The sequence below is a fragment of the Dyella marensis genome (genome assembly GCF_049532885.1).
Classification (GTDB): Bacteria; Pseudomonadota; Gammaproteobacteria; order Xanthomonadales; family Rhodanobacteraceae; genus Dyella_D; species Dyella_D marensis.
The window spans coordinates 502,970-519,028 of sequence record NZ_CP064029.1 but is presented as its reverse complement, the minus strand read 5'-3'; the positions used below and the strand labels follow the sequence as shown (position 1 = coordinate 519,028).

The window sequence follows — 16,059 nt, the reverse complement described above, 5'->3', positions numbered from 1 at the left end:
ACCCGCATCGGAACGCGCGGCGCCTTCCGCGGTGCACCTCGCGTTATTTCTTCCTGGCGCCGCCCTTGCCCACCGGCTGCCACTTGTCCGCGTCGAAGCCGCCGACTTCGTACACCAGGGTGAGCTTCTTCTCGCCGTCCTGCATGGTGACGTCGATCGATATCTTCTTCGACTTCTCCAGCAGGGCGATGAAGGCCTTGTCGTCGCGGATCATCAGCGCCGGCTCGCCGGTGCTGGGCGCGAAGGCCTTGATGCCGGTGTCCTTGCCGTCGACCACGGCCTTGAGCGTGCAGTTGCCCTTGCACACGAAGCCATGCTCGCCGCCGGCATACAGGAACGCGTTCTGCCCCCACTCGGTGTGCCGGCGCAGCACCAGCCGCACGCGGTCGTTGCCGGAAGGCTGGCTGCTGTAGATGGTGGCGGTGGACTGCGTGCCGCCGGCCATCGGCGACACCTGGTACAGCCACAGGCCCTGCAGGCGGTTCTTCTCGCTGTTTTCCTTCCAGCGCTTTTCCACTTCCGGCAGGGTCTGCTGCACTTCCTTGGCGGCCTCGCTGCTGGGGTAGCGACTGACGATCTCCTTGCCCATCGAGGTGGCCATCTCGTCGTTATGGATGCGCAGCAGCTGGCGGTAGGTCTCCAGCTTCTGCGCCGACTCGTCGGCCTGCGGCGCCTGCGCCGGCGCGGCGGCCTGGTCGCCGCCGGACGGCGAGCAGCCGGCCAGCACGCCGGCGAAAACGAACGAAGCGGCCAGGACGGCGGGACGAAGGCGCGGCAGGTTCATCGGCGGTACCCGTGAATTGGAAAGAAGCCAAGAGTGAAACGGCGCGCCCCCAGGCGCAACCGCTCAGGCGCCGGCCGGTGCGTCGCCGAAGCGCTCGCGCAGCTGGCTGCGGTAGCGCCGGCTGCACGGCACCACGGCGCCGTCGCGCATGCGCAGGCGCGCCTCGCCGGCGTCCAGCGGCTCGATCTCGGCCAGGTAGTCCAGGTTGATCGCAAAGCTGCGGTGCACGCGCAGGAAGCGGCGCGCGTCCAGGCGCTCCTCGATGCCGGCCATGGTGCTGCGCAGCGGATAGTCGCGGCCGCGCACGTGCAGGTTCACGTAGTTGCCCGAGGCCTGCAGCCATTCGATCTCGCTGGCGTTGACCAGGAACTCCTTGCCCAGCTTGCGCACCAGGAAGCGCTCCGGCCGCTCCACCGGTTCCACCGGCGGGCCTTCGTCGGGCTCGGCCAGCAGGCGCGCCTCGCCCTGCCAGCGCATCAGCCACAGCCGGGCCAGGCTGACCAGGGCGATGATCAGGAAATAGGTGCGGACGTCCTTGAGGTATTCGTAGCCGAAGTTCGGCCACCAGCTGCCGAAGTCGTAATGCCGGCCCATCGCCGCGTAGACCACGCCCCGCAGCGCCACCATGCCGGCCACGTGGAGCAGGCTGAACGGCACGCTGGCCAGCAGGTGCCAGGGCAGGCTGGCGCGCCAGCTGTCCAGGCGGAACGGCCAGCGCCGCTCCACCGCCAGCACGGCGGGGATCAGGGCCAGGATCAGCAGGCCGCTGCTCCACTCCCAGGTCCAGGGTTCCCAGGCCGGCAGGCGCGGGTTGTCCATCCGCGCGACGATGGCGTTGAACGTCGTATTGAGCAGGGTGACCAGCACCCAGAACGCGCGCACCACCGGCCGGCGCCAGCGCTGGAAATCCCGGTAGTCGAAGCTGGCGTCGAAGCTGGGTCGGTTTTGCATGGCCGGCATTCTACGGTCGGGGCGGCTCGTCACCACGGTCCGCCATTCGTCCCTTGCAGCCCGCGATCAATCACCTGGCGCTGGGTTGCCTGCCGCCCGCCGCACAGCATGGGTGGCATCCGGCGCCGCCGCGCCTTCCACGAGCCAGCCACTCCCATGAACCGCCGCGACCTGCTCAAAGCTTCCCTCGCCCTTCCGCTGCTGCCGCTGGCGCTGCGCGCCGGGGCGCTCCCGTCCGCCAGGGCGGCCCATGTGCTGGCCGGCCCGCTCGCCTTCCAGCGCGTCCGCCCCGGCCAGCCCGGCTGGCCGGCTCCAGCTCAATGGGACGAACTGCGCCGCCAGGTCGGCGGCCGCCTGCTGCAGCCGCGCTCGCCGTTCGCCGAATGTCCGTCCGCCGCCTGCACCCAGGCGCTGAAACAGCTGGACAACCCGTTCGCCCTCGGCGACGACCCGGCCCTGACCCAGACCAGCGGCTGGGCCGACGCCTGGACCTCCCAGCCCAGCGCCTATGCCGTGGCGGCCGAGAGCGCGGCCGACGTCGCCGCCGCGGTGAACTTCGCCCGCCAGCACCGCCTGCGCCTGGTGGTGAAGGGCGGCGGCCACAGCTACCAGGGCACCTCCGAGGCGCCGGATTCGCTGCTGGTGTGGACCCGCCGCATGAACCGCATCGAGCTGCACGACGCCTTCGTGCCGCAGGGCGCCGCCGGCCGCGCCGCGCCGCTGCCGGCGGTGAGCGTGCAGTCCGGCGCGCTGTGGATCGACGCCTACGACGCGGTCACCACCCAGGCCCGCCGCTACGTGCAGGGCGGCGGCTGCGCCACGGTGGGCGTGGCGGGGCTGGTCCAGAGCGGCGGCTTCGGCAGCTTCTCCAAGGGCTTCGGCAGCGCGGCCGGCAACCTGCTGGAGGCGGAGATCGTCACCGCCGACGGCAAGCTGCGGGTGGTCAATGCCTATAACGATCCGGAACTGTTCTGGGGCATCAAGGGCGGTGGCGGCGGCAGCCTGGGCGTGGTGACGCGGCTGACCCTGCGCACCTTCGACCTGCCGGAGTTCTTCGGCGCCGTGATGGGGCGCATCAAGGCCTCTTCGCGCGAAGCGTTCCACGCGCTGATCCACCGCTTCGTGGCGTTCTACCGCGAGGCGCTGTTCAACCCGCACTGGGGCGAGCAGGTGGCCTTCCGCGACGGCGACACGCTGAAGATCTCGATGGTGTTCCAGGGCCTGACCCAGGAACAGGCGCAGCAGACCTGGGAGCCCTTCCTGGCCTGGCTGAAGGAGCATCCGGAATACACCGTGGCCGAACCGGTCCACGCCATCGCCCTGCCCGCCCGGCATTTCTGGGATGCGGTGTTCTTCCGCAAGCACGCGCCGGAATACATCGTGCCGGACGACCGCCCCGGCGCGCCGGCGCACCACATGATCTGGCGGGGCGACCGCGACCAGGTGGGCTGGTTCATCCACTCCTACCAGTCGGCCTGGATGCCGGCCGCGCTGCTGCAGCCCGGGCGGCAGGACGCGCTGGCCGATGCGCTGTTCGCCGCCTCGCAGCACTTCGACTACGCGCTGCACTTCAACAAGGGACTGGCCGGCGCGCCGGCCGACGCGATCGAACGCGCCCGCGACACCGCGACCAACCCCGGCATGCTGGAAGCCTTCGCGCTGGCCATCTGCGCCAGCGGCGGCGAACCGGCCTTCGCCGGCATGCCCGGCGGCGCGCCCGAGCTGGCCCAGGCGCGCCAGCAGTCGCGGAAGATCGACCAGGCCATGCAGGCCTTGCTGAAGGTGGCGCCGGAGGCGGGCTCCTACGTGTCGGAGAGCGATTACTTCCTGCGCGACTGGCAGCAGCGCTTCTGGGGCTCCAACTATCCGCGGCTGGCGGCGGCGAAGCGTCGCTACGATCCGGATGGATTGTTCTTCGTGCACCACGGCGTGGGCAGCGAAGCCTGGAGCGCGGACGGATTCACCCGCCACGCGTAGGTTGGGGTGAGCGCAGCGAACCCCAACAAACCCGCACGATCCCGCCATGTTGGGGTTCGCCTGTGGCTCACCCCAACCTACGCCAGCGGCGAGGCGTGGTCAGCATTCGCTGCCCATCGTCGAATCCAGATGCTCCACCCGCGCGATCTCGTCGAGCCAGACCCGGCGCTGCCAGTCCGGCGCCTCCGGGCGCTCCAGGCGCAGCTCGCCGTTGATGCCTTCGCGCCGGTCGCTGGGGTCGAGATAGAGCTGCACGTTGGGGCGTTCGACGATCACGCCCTCGCAGCGGTCGCCATTGGTCAGCTCCAGGCGTACGCGGCCGTTGGTCGGCAGTTCGCGCACCAGCGCTTCCAGGGCCAGGATGGTGGGTTCATCGGTGTAGACATGTTCGGCGGACCGGGCCATGCGTGCTCTCCGCGTTGGAACTTGCGCCCACCGTAGCGGCGCGCGGGGCAATCGCGGATCAAATCGGCGGCACGATGGCGTCAAGCGGGCCGGGCAGCGCGACTACAATGCGCGATCCCCGGCAAGGACTCCCATGTCGAACTCGACCTCCGCCGCCTCCCTGCGGCAGCACCCCGCCTTCGTGCAGTTCTGGTTCGCGCGCATCGCCTCCGGCTTCGGTTTCCAGATGCTCTCGGTGGCGGTGGGCTGGCAGATCTACGAGATCACCGGACGCGCGCTCGACCTCGGCCTGATCGGCCTCGTGCAATTCATTCCCTCCGTGGTGCTGGCGCTGCCGGCGGGCCACGTGGCCGACCAGTTCGAGCGGCGGCGCATCGTGCTGCTGGGGCAGATCGTGGACCTGCTCGCCATCGCCGTGCTCGCCGCGCTCAGCCTGCTGCATGCGGCGCACGAGGCCGGCATCCTGGCCCTGGTGTTCGTGATCGGCGTGGCCAAGGCCTTCGAGTTTCCGGCGATGCAGTCGATGCTGCCGGCGCTGGTGCCGCCCGCGCTGCTGGGCCGCGCGATGGCGGTGAACGGTTCGGCCGGCCAGGCGGCGATGATCATGGGCCCGGCGCTGGGCGGCCTGCTGTATGTGGCCGGCCCCGGCGTGGTGTACGTGGTGTGCGCGCTGCTGTATCTGGCCGCGGTGCTGCTGATGAGCCGCCTGCGCTACGAGCAGGCGCAGCCGAAGCGCGAACCGGCCACTTTGAAGACCTTGTTCGCCGGGGTGCATTTCATCCGCGCGCGGCCGGACGTGCTCGGCGTGATCTCGCTGGACCTGTTCGCCGTGCTGCTCGGCGGCGCCACCGCGCTGCTGCCGATCTTCGCCAAGGACGTGCTGCACACCGGCCCCTGGGGCTTAGGGTTGCTGCGCGCGGCGCCGGCGGTGGGCGCGCTGCTGATGTCGGTATGGCTGGCGCGGCACAACCTGGAGCGGCGCGTGGGCACGCTGATGTTCGCCTCGGTGGCGGGCTTCGGCGTGGCGACGCTGGTGTTCGCGGTATCCACCTGGCTGTGGCTTTCGCTGGTGGCGCTGTTCGCGCTGGGCGCGTTCGACATGGTCAGCATGGTGATCCGCGGCGCGCTGGTGCAGCTGGACACGCCGGACGACATGCGCGGGCGGGTGAGCGCGGTCAATGCGATCTTCATCAATACCTCCAACCAGCTGGGCGAGTTCGAATCCGGCCTGCTCGCCGCCTGGCTGGGCGCCGTCAACGCCACCCTGATCGGCGGCATCGGCACCCTGGTGGTGGTGGGCCTGTGGATGTGGATGTTCCCCTCCCTGCGCCGGCGCCAGAAGCTGCATGCGGAACCGGACCCCGCCGAGGCGGGCGAACATGCGGCCAATACGCTGTAATGCCACGTCGCCGGCCATAAAGGGAATCCGATGATCACCGTCCACCATCTCAACAACTCCCGCTCGCAGCGCATCCTGTGGCTGCTGGAAGAGCTGGAGCTGCCGTACGAGATCAAGCATTACCAGCGCGATCCCAAGACCCTGCTGGCGCCGCCGGAACTGCGCCGCATCCATCCGCTGGGCAAGTCGCCGGTGATCACCGACGGCCAGCTGACCCTGGCCGAGTCCGGCGCCATCATCGAATACCTCGCCGACCGCTACAGCAACGGCCGCCTGCTGCCGGCGCCGGGCACGCCGGAGCGCCTGCGCAGCACGTACTGGCTGCACTACGCCGAAGGTTCGGCGATGCCGCCGCTGCTGCTGAAGCTGGTGTTCCAGCGCCTGCCCAGGAACCCGGCGCCGTTCTTCGTCAAGCCGCTGCTGCGCGGCATCGCCGGCAAGGTGCAGCGGGTGTTCGTCGATCCGCAGCTCAAGAACCACCTGGCCTATCTGGAAGGCGAGCTGGCCAAGGCGCCCTGGTTCGGCGGCGAGCAGTTCGGCGCGGCCGATATCCAGATGAGTTTCCCGGTGGAGGCCGCCGCCTCGCGCGCGGGGCTCACCGCGGCCAGCCATCCGCGCCTGTGGGATTTCCTCCAGCGCATCCATGCGCGGCCGGCGTATCGCCGCGCGCTGGAGCGCGGCGGCCCTTATTCGATGGTGGACTGAAGGCGAATCAGGCACTTTGCTGAACCTTGCCGGCGCTGTTTACGCACCGCTCACGATGGCGCTGGCATGGTCTTTAACCCTGCATCGGAGGAGAACTGCCATGGGCCGTCAACGCGATATCGAGAGCACCATCAACGGCATCGGCGACCAGATGCGCGACCGCGCACGCCATTACGCGGACGTCGCGGGCAGCCACGCCGACGACCTGGTCGAGCGCGGCCGCAACCTGCGCCGCCGCTTCGGCCGCGACAAGGTCGACTACGCCCGCCGCCTCTCGCACGCCGCCGAGGACATCGCCGACGAGGCGAACTACCAGTACCGCCGTCTGCGCCGCCAGGTGAGCCGCCATCCGGTGGCGACCGCGGCGATCGTGGCCGGCACCATCGGCGCCTTCCTGCTGCTGCGCCGGGCGCTCCGCGACGACGATTGATCCCGGCGTTCAGACGGCTAAACAAAAAACCCGCCTTCCGGCGGGTGACGCGACAGAATAAAAAAAAACCGCCTTCCGGCGGGTGACGCGACAGAATAAAAAAACCCGCCTTCCGGCGGGTTTTTTGTTACTTCTCTCAACGCTTGCGCATCAGACGTACAGCGGATTCGGCTTCTCCGGATCCAGCTTGTACTCCTTCATGGCACGCGCCACGTCCTTCGGATTGACCTTGCCTTCCTTCGCCAGCGCCGACAGCGCGGCCTGGGCGATCCAGTAGCGGTCCACCTCGAAGAAGCCGCGCAGGTGCTCGCGCGTGTCCGAGCGGCCGAAGCCGTCGGTGCCCAGCACGGTGTAGCGCATGCCGTCCGGCACGAAGGCGCGGATCTGGTCGGCGAACTCGCGCACGTAGTCGGTGGCGGCGATGGCCGGGCCCTGGCGGCCCTGCAGCAGGGCGGTGACGTGCGGCACGCGCTGTTCGGCTTCCGGATGCAGGCGGTTCCAGCGCTCGGCGTCGAAACCGTCGCGGCGCACTTCGCTGAAGCTGGGCACGGACCAGATGTCGGCGGTGACGCCGAAATCCTTCTCCAGCAGTTCGGCCGCGGCGATCACCTCGCGCAGGATGGTGCCGGAACCGAGCAACTGCACGCGCGGCTCGCCCTTCTTCGGCTTGCCGGCGTCCTTGAACAGGTACATGCCCTTGATGATGTGCTCTTCCACGCCGGCCGGCAGGTCCGGATGGCTGTAGTTCTCGTTCATCACGGTGATGTAGTAGTACACGTCCTCCTGCTCCTGGAGCATGCGGCGCGTACCGTCCTGCATGATCACCGCCACTTCGTAGGAGAAGGTCGGGTCGTACGACTTCACGTTCGGGATCGCGCCGGACAGCAGGTGCGAATGGCCGTCCTCGTGCTGCAGGCCCTCGCCGTTGAGCGTGGTGCGGCCGGAGGTGCCGCCGATCAGGAAGCCGCGCGCGCGCATGTCGCCGGCCGCCCAGGCCAGGTCGCCGATGCGCTGGAAACCAAACATGGAGTAGTAGATGAAGAACGGCAGCATCGGCTGGTTGCTGATGCTGTAGCTGGTGGCCGCGGCCATCCAGGCGGCCATGCCGCCGGCCTCGGAGATGCCTTCCTGCAGCACCTGGCCCTTCTGGTCTTCGCGGTAGTACAGCAGCTGGTCGGCGTCCTGCGGGCGGTATTTCTGGCCGAACGGCGCGTAGATGCCGATCTGGCGGAACATGCCTTCCATGCCGAAGGTGCGCGCCTCGTCGGCCACGATCGGCACGATGCGCTCGCCGATCTGCTTGTCGCGCAGCAGCAGGTTCATGCCGCGCACCAGGGCCATGGTGGTGGAGATCTCGCGCTCGCCGGTGCCCTTGGTGATCTGCTCGAACGCCGACAGCTCCGGCGCCTTCAGCTTCACGTCGGAGGTGCGGCGGCGCTGCGGCAGCGAGCCGCCCAGCGCGCGGCGGCGCTCCAGCATGTACTGCACTTCCGGCGAGTCCTTGCCGGGGTGGTAGTACGGCACGTCCTTGAGCTTGTCGTCGGTGACCGGGATGTTGAAGCGGTCGCGGAAGTGGCGCACGGCTTCGTCGTCCAGCTTCTTCTGCTGGTGCGTGGGGTTCTGCGACTCGCCGGCCGCGCCCATGCCGTAGCCCTTCACCGTCTTGGCCAGGATCACCGTGGGCATGCCCTTGGTGTTCACCGCCTGGTGGTAGGCCGCATAGACCTTGTGCGGATCGTGGCCGCCGCGGTTGAGGCGCCAGATGTCGTCGTCGCTGAGGTTGGCGACCATCTCGCGCGTCTGCGGATACTTGCCGAAGAAATGCTCGCGCGTGTACGCGCCGCCGAAGGCCTTGCAGGCCTGGTATTCGCCGTCGATGGTTTCCATCATCAACTTCTGCAGCACGCCGTCCTTGTCGCGCGCCAGGAGCGGATCCCAGTAGCTGCCCCAGATCACCTTGATGGCGTTCCAGCCGGCGCCGCGGAACACGCCTTCCAGCTCCTGGATGATCTTGCCGTTGCCGCGCACCGGGCCGTCCAGGCGCTGCAGGTTGCAGTTGATCACGAACACCAGGTTGTCCAGGCCTTCGCGGCCGGCCAGCGAGATGGCGCCGAGCGACTCGGGTTCGTCCGTCTCGCCGTCGCCCATGAAGCACCAGATCTTCCGGTCGGACTTCGGCACCAGGCCGCGGTGCTCCAGGTACTTCCAGAACTGCGCCTGGTAGATGGCCTGGATCGGACCCAGGCCCATCGACACGGTGGGCACCTGCCAGTAATCCGGCATCAGCCACGGATGCGGGTACGAGGACAGGCCACGGCCCTTGCCCGCCACTTCCATGCGGAACAGGTCGAGCTGGTCTTCGCCGATGCGGCCTTCCAGGAAGGAGCGCGCGTAGATGCCCGGGCTGGAATGGCCCTGGTGGAACACCAGGTCGCCCGGGTGGTCGGCGCTGGGTGCGCGCCAGAAATGGTTGAAGCCCACGTCGTACAGCGTGGCCGAGGACGCGAAGCTGGCGATATGCCCGCCCAGTTCGCCCGGCTTGCGGTTGGCGCGCACCACCATCGCCATGGCGTTCCAGCGGACGAGGGTGCGGATGCGCCACTCGATCGCCGCGTCGCCGCTCATCTTCGCCTCGTTGGCCGGGGCGATGGTGTTGACGTATTCGGTGGTGGGATTGAACGGCAGGTAGCCGCCGGCGCGACGGGTCGAGTCGACCATCTTTTCCAGCAGGTAGTGCGCGCGCTCGGTGCCGTCGTGGTTGATGACCGCATTGAGCGAATCGACCCATTCCTGGGTTTCGGTGGGGTCGAGGTCCTGGTGGAGGATGTCGTCGAGCTGATCCATGGGGAGTCTTCTCTCCGCGACGCCGGGAACCGGCGCGGCTGCAGGTGGTGCATCGGGGATGCGGGAACCGTCCGAGTTTAGCTCCGGCGGGGTCGGGCCGCCAATTCGACGGGGGTCGATACGGGGCCGCATGGGGGCTGGGGCTTATTTAGAAATGGCAAAAAAGAACCGGCGTGGTGAGCGCCGGTTCTCGATAAACCTTGAAGCTGGAACCCTTCTCCCTCTGGGAGAAGGTGGCGGCAGCCGGATGAGGGTTCGGCCGGAGCGGTGCACCTCACTCTTGCGCTCCGGCCGTACCCTCACCCCAACCCCTCTCCCCGTGCACAAATTGGTAAACGGGGAGAGGGGCTCACAGCATCAGCGGCTCTTCTGCTGCGCCCGGATCTGCGCATCCACCGCCGCAATCGCCGTCATATTGACCACCCGGCGCGGCGTCGAGGCTGGGGTCAGGATGTGCGCCGGCTTGTCCACACCCATCAGGATCGGGCCGATCGCCACGCCGTCGGTCATCACCCGCACCATGTTGTAGGTGATGTTGGCGGCGTCCAGGTTCGGCATCACGAACAGGTTGGCGCGGCCGGTCAGCGTGGTGTTGGGGAACATGCGCGTGCGCAGGCCCTCGTCCCAGGCGGTGTCGGCCTGCATCTCGCCGTCCATCTCCAGCTTCGGCAGGCGCGACTTCAGCAGCTCGTAGACCTTGCGCATCTTCGCCGCGCTGGGGTTGTCGTGGCTGCCGTAGTTGGAATGCGACAGCAGCGCCACCTTCGGCTCGATGCCGAACAGCTTCAGGCGGTAGCTGGCCTGCAGGGTGGCCTCGGCGATCTGTTCGGCGGTGGGGTCGACCTGCACGTGGGTGTCCAGGAAGAACCAGGCGCCCTGGTCGTTGATCACGCCGGTCATGGCCGAGGTGCACTGCACGCCCGGGTCCAGCCCGAACACGCTGCGCAGGTAGCCGAGCTTCTTGTGGAAGCGCCCGACCAGGCCGCAGATCATCGCGTCCGCCTCGCCGCGCTCGACCATCAGCGCGGCGATGAGCGTGGGCCGCGAGCGCAGCAGGTTCTTGGCCGCCGCCGGCGACACGCCGCGGCGTTCGGTGAGCGCGTGGTACTGCTGCCAGTACTCGTTGAAGCGCGGATCGTCGTCGATATTGGTCAGCTCGAAATCGACGCCGGCCTTCATGCGCAGGCCGAGGCGCTGGATGCGCGTCTCGATCACGCTGGGGCGGCCGATCAGGATCGGGAAGGCCAGGCGCTCGTCGATCACCGTCTGCACGGCGCGCAGCACGGTCTCTTCCTCGCCCTCGGCATAGACCACGCGCTGGCGGTCGGCGCGGGCGCGCTCGTACACCGGCTTCATCAGCAGGCCGGTGCGGTAGATGAACTGGCCGAGCTTTTCCTTGTAGGCGTCCATGTCGGTGATGGGACGCGTGGCCACGCCCGAATCCATCGCCGCCTGCGCCACCGCCGGGGCCAGCATCACCAGCAGGCGCGGGTCGAACGGGCGCGGGATCAGGTATTCCTCGCCGAAGGTCGGCACGTCGCCGCCGTAGGCGCTGGCCAGGTCGCCGGCTTCCATGCGGGCCAGCTCGGCGATGGCGCGCACGCAGGCGGTCTTCATCGCCTCGTTGATGCCGGTGGCGCCGACGTCCAGCGCGCCGCGGAAGATATAGGGGAAGCACAGCGCGTTGTTGACCTGGTTCGGATAGTCCGAACGGCCCGTCGCGATGATGCAGTCCGGCCGCACGCGCTTGGCGTCCTCCGGCAGGATCTCGGGATTCGGATTGGCCAGCGCCAGGATGATCGGCTGGCGCGCCATGGTGGCGACCATCTCGGGCTTGAGCACGCCGCCGGCGGACAGGCCCAGGAAGATGTCCGCGCCGTCGACGATCTCGGCCAGGGTGCGCGCCTTGGTGTCGCGCGCATAGCGCTGCTTGTCCGGGTCCATCTGGTCGCGGCCGGTGTACAGCACGCCTTCGCGGTCGTAGGCCAGGATGTGCTCAGGCTTGAGGCCCAGCGCCACCAGCATATCCAGGCAGGCGATGCCGGCCGCGCCGGCGCCGGCGGTGGCCAGCTTCACGTCCTCGATCTTCTTGCCCACCACTTCCAGCGCGTTGAGCACGGCGGCGCCCACGATAATCGCGGTGCCGTGCTGGTCGTCGTGGAATACCGGGATCTTCATCCGCTCGCGCAGCTTGCGCTCGACGATGAAGCACTCCGGCGCCTTGATGTCTTCCAGGTTGATGCCGCCGAAGGTGGGCTCGAGGCTGGCGATGATGTCGACCAACTTGTCCGGGTCGCGCTCGTCGATCTCGATGTCGAACACGTCGATGCCCGCGAACTTCTGGAACAGCACGCCCTTGCCTTCCATCACCGGCTTGCCGGCCAGCGGGCCGATGTCGCCCAGGCCCAGCACCGCGGTGCCGTTGGTGATCACCGCCACCAGGTTGCCGCGCGCGGTCATCTCGCTGGCGGCGTTGGCGTCCTCGACGATGGCTTCGCAGGCGTAGGCCACGCCGGGCGAATAAGCCAGCGACAGATCGCGCTGGGTGACCATGGCCTTGGTGGCCGAAACCTTGATTTTGCCGGGGCGCGGCAGGCGGTGGTATTCGAGGGCGGCGAGTCGAAGTTCTTCGGGGAGTGCCATGGGTGCGCGATTCGCTGGAGATGCGGAGGGATAGGAGTGCCGCTGGCGGCAACATCGCGGGATGTTAGCACCGCGCCGGTGCGATTCCCTTGCGCAATGCGCAAGAACGTACGCGTATGGCGAGCGCGGATGTGCGGCATTAAGCCACGCCGCATGGCGCGTGGCGGACGCTTAGCCCGAATGTGTTAGAGGCTCAATGACAGGCTCTCCGCCTGCACCCGTCCCATATGGATGCGGTTGACGAACAGCGAGAACGCCAGCTTGCCGGCCAGGCCGTGCACGTGCTGCATCCACGGCGGCAGCCAGCGCGGCGGCACGATCGCGCCGGATTCGAAATGCGGCTGCAGGCTCAGCACGTCGTGCAGCGCCAGCTTGCCGGCGAACAGGTGGCGCAGCATGTCCATGCGGCGCTGCTTGAGCGCCCAGCGGAAGAAGGTGTGCACGGTGAGCAGGCCGCTCAGGTACACGTTGTCCTTGGCGAAGGCCGAGCCGCCGTCCAGCGGCACGCCGCGGAACACGCGCTGGGCCGAGTGGAAGCTGTCGAACGGGTTCTGCCCGCAGTCGGAAAAGTACTTGTAGACCTCGACGAAGTCGGCGCCGTTGAGCGCCATGTCGATGGCCAGGATGCGCAGGCTGATGCGCTTAAGCCGCGCGATGTCGATCGCGCCGGACATCAGCTCGGCGAACACCGCCAGCCCTTCCTGCGTGGCCGTGACCCGCGGCGAGGTGCGCGCCAGCGAGGCCAGCACCGGCTGGGCGCGGCCGTTGAGCGCGGTCAGCGAATGCACGTAGGCCTCGTGGGCCAGCAGCTGGTGGCGGTCGTACTCGCTGAAGCGCGTGCCGCCGCGCAGGCGGATGCGGGTGGCGCCGGCCGCGGCCTTGGCGGTGAGTTCGTCGTCGACCTCGACGTTGATGACGCCTTCGCCGAAGAACCGGTCCAGCGTGGCGGCCAGGTCGGCGCGCAGCACGTCAGCCTGCATGGTGGCGCTGTCGTCGTCGCCGGGCAGGTCCGAGCCCAGTTCGTCCGACAGCTCCACGAAGTAGCGCGCCGCATCGAGGTTGCTGCGGTCGCTGCCGGGGATCGGGTCGCCCGGGCGGCCGTACAGCACGATCGACGGCGCGGTGAAGCCGGCCGTGCCCACCGCCTCGAGCATTTCGGCGGCGATGCGCCAGGACTCGGCGGTGCGGCACAGGTATTCGCCCATCGGGTCGTCGTGGCCGGCTTCGCGTTCGATCCTGGCCAGCTCGGCGCGCGCCTCGGACAGGTCCGGGCGCGGGTAGTCGACCTGCGGCAGGCTGAAATCGCCCTTGGTGAAGGCGGCGATCAGGCGGTTTTCCAAAGTGGCCGGCCAGGCCACGGTGGGCAGGATGCGGATGGACTTCACCGCTGCCAGCAGGCGCTGATCCAGCTCGGCGTAACGTTGCAGGGTGGGCGTGAGCGTGGCGGTGACGGCGTTCATGGCTGGCTCCTGACCCGGGGGTACTTCATTCTTTGTCGCGTCCGCGATGCCCGTGCGGCTTGGTCGGCGGACGTCCGCCGCGCTGCCGGCGCAGGCGCGCCTCCAGCGTGGCGGCCTGTTCTTCGCGCTCGTCGCGCAGCTTGAGGTAATTGCGCCAGCGCTCGGCGGAAAGGTCGCCGTTGTCCAGCGCCGCCTGCACCGCGCAGCCCGGCTCGCTGCCGTGGCCGCAGTCGGCGAAGCGGCAGCGTTCGGCCAGGGCGTCGATGTCGGCGAACAGGTCGAGGTTTTCCTCGCCGGTGAGCTTCAGCTCGCGCATGCCGGGCGTATCGATCAGGCAGCCGCCGCTGGGCAGCTGCAGCAGGGCGCGGTGCGTGGTGGTGTGGCGGCCGCGGCTGTCGTGCGAGCGCACTTCGCCGGTGGCCATGCGCTCCCTGCCCAGCAAGGTGTTGGTGAGGGTGGATTTGCCCGCGCCGGAGGAACCGACCAGCACCGCGCTGTCGCCCGGCTGCAGGTAGCGCGCCAGCTCGGCCGCGCTGGCCGGGTCCTTGCCGTTGACCGCGTGGATCGGCGTGCCGGCGGGCAGGCGTGCGCGCAGGTTGGCGACCAGGGCCTCGGCGTCCTCGCGGATATCCAGCTTGCTCAGCAGCACCACCGGCTGGGCGCCGGAATCCTCGGTCAGCGACAGATAGCGCTCGATGCGCGCGGGGTTGAAGTCGCCGTCCAGGCCGGTCAGCACCAGCACGTAGTCGATATTGGTGGCGATGATCTGCCGCTCGTAGCGCTCCCCGGCCGCGGCGCGCGACAGCACGGTGCGGCGCGGCAGCACCTTGACTATATGCGGCGGGCTGCCCGGTTCCAGCTCGACGAAATCGCCCACCGACGGGCGTTCGGCGGGATCCAGGCCGCGTTTCAGGAAATGTCCGGCAGGCTGCGCCCCGAACAATGAGGCACCATCGTGCAGCTCGTAGCCGGCGCGGTGCTGCGCCACCACCCGGGCCAGCCGGAGATTGCCTTCCGGGAGGGCATCGCCGCGCCAGCCGACGCTGCGCAGACGTTCGATGGTCTCGGCCTGAGTCATGACGGGCGATTATGCCCTGCCCGCACGTCGCCCGGAATCGGGCCAGCGCACGCCTCGCACGGCCCGACGGCCGCTGCTAGCATGCGGAAGCACCCCCAAAAGCGCCGCACAGCGCTGAGCACTCGAAGGATCCAAGACGTTGGCCCCGATCAAACCCAGTGCGCACCTGGCTGAAGTGCGCTACGAAATCCGCGGCGCCCTTACCCGTCGTTCGCGTGAACTGGAGGCCGCCGGCCTGCCGATCATCAAGCTCAATATCGGCAACCCGGGCCGCTACGGCTTCGAAACCCCGCCCCACCTGCGCGAAGCCATCGCCGCCCACCTGCGCGACAGCGAAGCCTATGGCCACGAGCAGGGCCTGGAAGAAGCCCGCGAGACCATCGCCGCCCAGCAGCGCGCCCGCGGCGCGCGCGGCGTGGAAGTGGAGCGCGTGTTCGTCGGCAACGGCGTCAGCGAACTGATCGACCTGAGCCTGCGCGCCCTGCTGCAGCCGGGCGACGAAGTGCTGCTGCCCAGCCCGGACTATCCGCTGTGGAGCGCCGCCACCATCCTCAACGACGGCCAGCCGCGCTATTACCGCTGCCTGGCCGAGAACGGCCACCTGCCCGATCCGGACGAAATCGAGGCCCTAGTCACCGCGCGCACCCGCGCGATCGTGCTGATCAATCCGAACAACCCCACCGGCGCCGTGTATCCGCGCGAGCTGCTGGAGCGCATCGTGCGCATCGCCGAGCGCCATCACCTGCTGCTGCTCACCGACGAGATCTACGACGAGATCCTCTACGACGGCGCGCAGTTCGAGCCGCTCGCCCGGGTGGCCGGCGACGTGCCCTGCGTCAGTTTCGGGGGCTTGAGCAAGGTGCACCGCGCCTGCGGCTACCGGGTGGGCTGGATGAGCCTTTCCGGCGACCCGTCGCGCACCCACGACTACCGCGACGCCCTGCAGCTGCTGGCCGCGCTGCGCCTGTGCGCGAACGTCACCGCGCAATGGGCGGTGCGCCCGGCGCTGGAGAGCAAGCCGACCATCGGCGCGCTCACTTCGCCCGGCGGGCGGCTGCACGAGGCGCGGCGGATGATCCTGGAAGGCGTGGCGCAGAGCGAATTCCTCGACCTGGTCGCCCCCGGCGGCGCGCTGTACGCATTCCCGCGCGTGCGCGCCGACCGCGTGCCGCATTTCGACGACAACGCCTTCGCCCTGCGCCTGCTGGAAGAAGAATCCGTGCTGGTGGTGCCGGGCAGCAGCTTCAACGTGCCGGCCAGCCGCCATCTGCGCCTGACCCTGCTGCCGCCGCCGGAACAGCTGCGCGAGGTGTTCGTGCGCATCGAGCGCGTGCTCGCGCGCATGGCCGAGGGACAGCAGGCGCGCGCGGTCGCCTGAGCGGG

At 68.9% G+C, this 16,059-nt stretch carries 12 protein-coding genes; 5 read left to right on the top strand and 7 right to left on the bottom strand.

Translation table 11 applies throughout. From position 1 onward, the window contains the following. Nucleotides 1-43: 43 nt before the first annotated feature. Together ISN75_RS02170 and ISN75_RS02165 are read right to left on the bottom strand one after the other, a co-directional pair. A complete protein-coding gene (locus ISN75_RS02170) occupies nt 44-784 on the bottom strand; it encodes a hypothetical protein (protein WP_343821712.1) in 741 nt (246 codons plus the stop codon). 63 nt (nt 785-847) lie between these two features. After that, complete coding sequence (locus ISN75_RS02165) at nt 848-1,735, bottom strand: LytTR family DNA-binding domain-containing protein (protein ID WP_343821714.1); 888 nt, start codon at nt 1,733-1,735, stop codon at nt 848-850. Between the two features lie 156 nt (nt 1,736-1,891). On the opposite strand from ISN75_RS02165, the gene ISN75_RS02160 reads away from it, so the two are divergent. Continuing rightward, nucleotides 1,892-3,712, top strand: coding sequence for an FAD-dependent oxidoreductase (locus ISN75_RS02160; RefSeq protein WP_343821716.1), 1,821 nt, complete (start codon nt 1,892-1,894; stop codon nt 3,710-3,712). A gap of 99 nt (nt 3,713-3,811) precedes the next feature. Here ISN75_RS02160 and ISN75_RS02155 read toward each other — a convergent pair whose 3' ends face one another. Beyond that, a complete protein-coding gene (locus tag ISN75_RS02155; protein ID WP_167252674.1) occupies nt 3,812-4,117 on the bottom strand; it encodes a DUF3247 family protein in 306 nt (101 codons plus the stop codon). A gap of 133 nt (nt 4,118-4,250) precedes the next feature. On the opposite strand from ISN75_RS02155, the gene ISN75_RS02150 reads away from it, so the two are divergent. The 3 genes from ISN75_RS02150 to ISN75_RS02140 all read left to right on the top strand — a co-directional run bounded on the left by ISN75_RS02150 (nt 4,251) and on the right by ISN75_RS02140 (nt 6,651). After that, on the top strand, nt 4,251-5,516 hold the full coding sequence (locus ISN75_RS02150) for an MFS transporter (protein ID WP_167252675.1): 1,266 nt from the start codon (nt 4,251-4,253) through the stop codon (nt 5,514-5,516). A gap of 30 nt (nt 5,517-5,546) precedes the next feature. Next, entirely contained in the window at nt 5,547-6,221 is a 675-nt protein-coding gene (locus ISN75_RS02145) for a glutathione S-transferase (RefSeq protein ID WP_343821719.1), read from the top strand. 100 nt (nt 6,222-6,321) lie between these two features. Next, nucleotides 6,322-6,651 carry a hypothetical protein gene (locus ISN75_RS02140; protein WP_167252677.1) on the top strand — a complete coding sequence of 110 codons (330 nt, stop codon included), beginning with the start codon at nt 6,322-6,324 and terminating at the stop codon, nt 6,649-6,651. Between the two features lie 150 nt (nt 6,652-6,801). Here the strand turns inward: ISN75_RS02140 and aceE are convergent, their stop codons facing one another. From aceE to rsgA, 4 genes are all read right to left on the bottom strand, one after another. Next, nucleotides 6,802-9,495, bottom strand: coding sequence for a pyruvate dehydrogenase (acetyl-transferring), homodimeric type (gene aceE, locus ISN75_RS02135; protein WP_167252678.1), 2,694 nt, complete (start codon nt 9,493-9,495; stop codon nt 6,802-6,804). Nucleotides 9,496-9,852: 357 nt separating this feature from the next. Beyond that, entirely contained in the window at nt 9,853-12,138 is a 2,286-nt protein-coding gene (locus tag ISN75_RS02130) for an NADP-dependent malic enzyme (protein ID WP_168649236.1), read from the bottom strand. 185 nt (nt 12,139-12,323) lie between these two features. After that, nucleotides 12,324-13,598 carry a flavohemoglobin expression-modulating QEGLA motif protein gene (locus ISN75_RS02125; protein ID WP_343821722.1) on the bottom strand — a complete coding sequence of 425 codons (1,275 nt, stop codon included), beginning with the start codon at nt 13,596-13,598 and terminating at the stop codon, nt 12,324-12,326. A gap of 25 nt (nt 13,599-13,623) precedes the next feature. Continuing rightward, nucleotides 13,624-14,676, bottom strand: coding sequence for a ribosome small subunit-dependent GTPase A (rsgA, locus tag ISN75_RS02120; protein ID WP_167252681.1), 1,053 nt, complete (start codon nt 14,674-14,676; stop codon nt 13,624-13,626). A 139-nt stretch (nt 14,677-14,815) separates the two neighbouring features. Between rsgA and ISN75_RS02115 the strand changes: the two genes are divergently transcribed. Next, entirely contained in the window at nt 14,816-16,054 is a 1,239-nt protein-coding gene (locus ISN75_RS02115; RefSeq protein WP_167252682.1) for an aminotransferase class I/II-fold pyridoxal phosphate-dependent enzyme, read from the top strand. Nucleotides 16,055-16,059 lie beyond the last annotated feature (5 nt).

What these genes read in the sequence shown, in the direction of transcription:
- ISN75_RS02170 (WP_343821712.1), bottom strand. Translation starts at nt 784, where the DNA reads ATGAACCTGCCGCGCCTTCGTCCCGCCGTCCTGGCCGCTTCGTTCGTT.
- ISN75_RS02165 (WP_343821714.1), bottom strand. Translation starts at nt 1,735, where the DNA reads ATGCAAAACCGACCCAGCTTCGACGCCAGCTTCGACTACCGGGATTTC.
- ISN75_RS02160 (WP_343821716.1), top strand. Translation starts at nt 1,892, where the DNA reads ATGAACCGCCGCGACCTGCTCAAAGCTTCCCTCGCCCTTCCGCTGCTG.
- ISN75_RS02155 (WP_167252674.1), bottom strand. Translation starts at nt 4,117, where the DNA reads ATGGCCCGGTCCGCCGAACATGTCTACACCGATGAACCCACCATCCTG.
- ISN75_RS02150 (WP_167252675.1), top strand. Translation starts at nt 4,251, where the DNA reads ATGTCGAACTCGACCTCCGCCGCCTCCCTGCGGCAGCACCCCGCCTTC.
- ISN75_RS02145 (WP_343821719.1), top strand. Translation starts at nt 5,547, where the DNA reads ATGATCACCGTCCACCATCTCAACAACTCCCGCTCGCAGCGCATCCTG.
- ISN75_RS02140 (WP_167252677.1), top strand. Translation starts at nt 6,322, where the DNA reads ATGGGCCGTCAACGCGATATCGAGAGCACCATCAACGGCATCGGCGAC.
- aceE (WP_167252678.1), bottom strand. Translation starts at nt 9,495, where the DNA reads ATGGATCAGCTCGACGACATCCTCCACCAGGACCTCGACCCCACCGAA.
- ISN75_RS02130 (WP_168649236.1), bottom strand. Translation starts at nt 12,138, where the DNA reads ATGGCACTCCCCGAAGAACTTCGACTCGCCGCCCTCGAATACCACCGC.
- ISN75_RS02125 (WP_343821722.1), bottom strand. Translation starts at nt 13,598, where the DNA reads ATGAACGCCGTCACCGCCACGCTCACGCCCACCCTGCAACGTTACGCC.
- rsgA (WP_167252681.1), bottom strand. Translation starts at nt 14,676, where the DNA reads ATGACTCAGGCCGAGACCATCGAACGTCTGCGCAGCGTCGGCTGGCGC.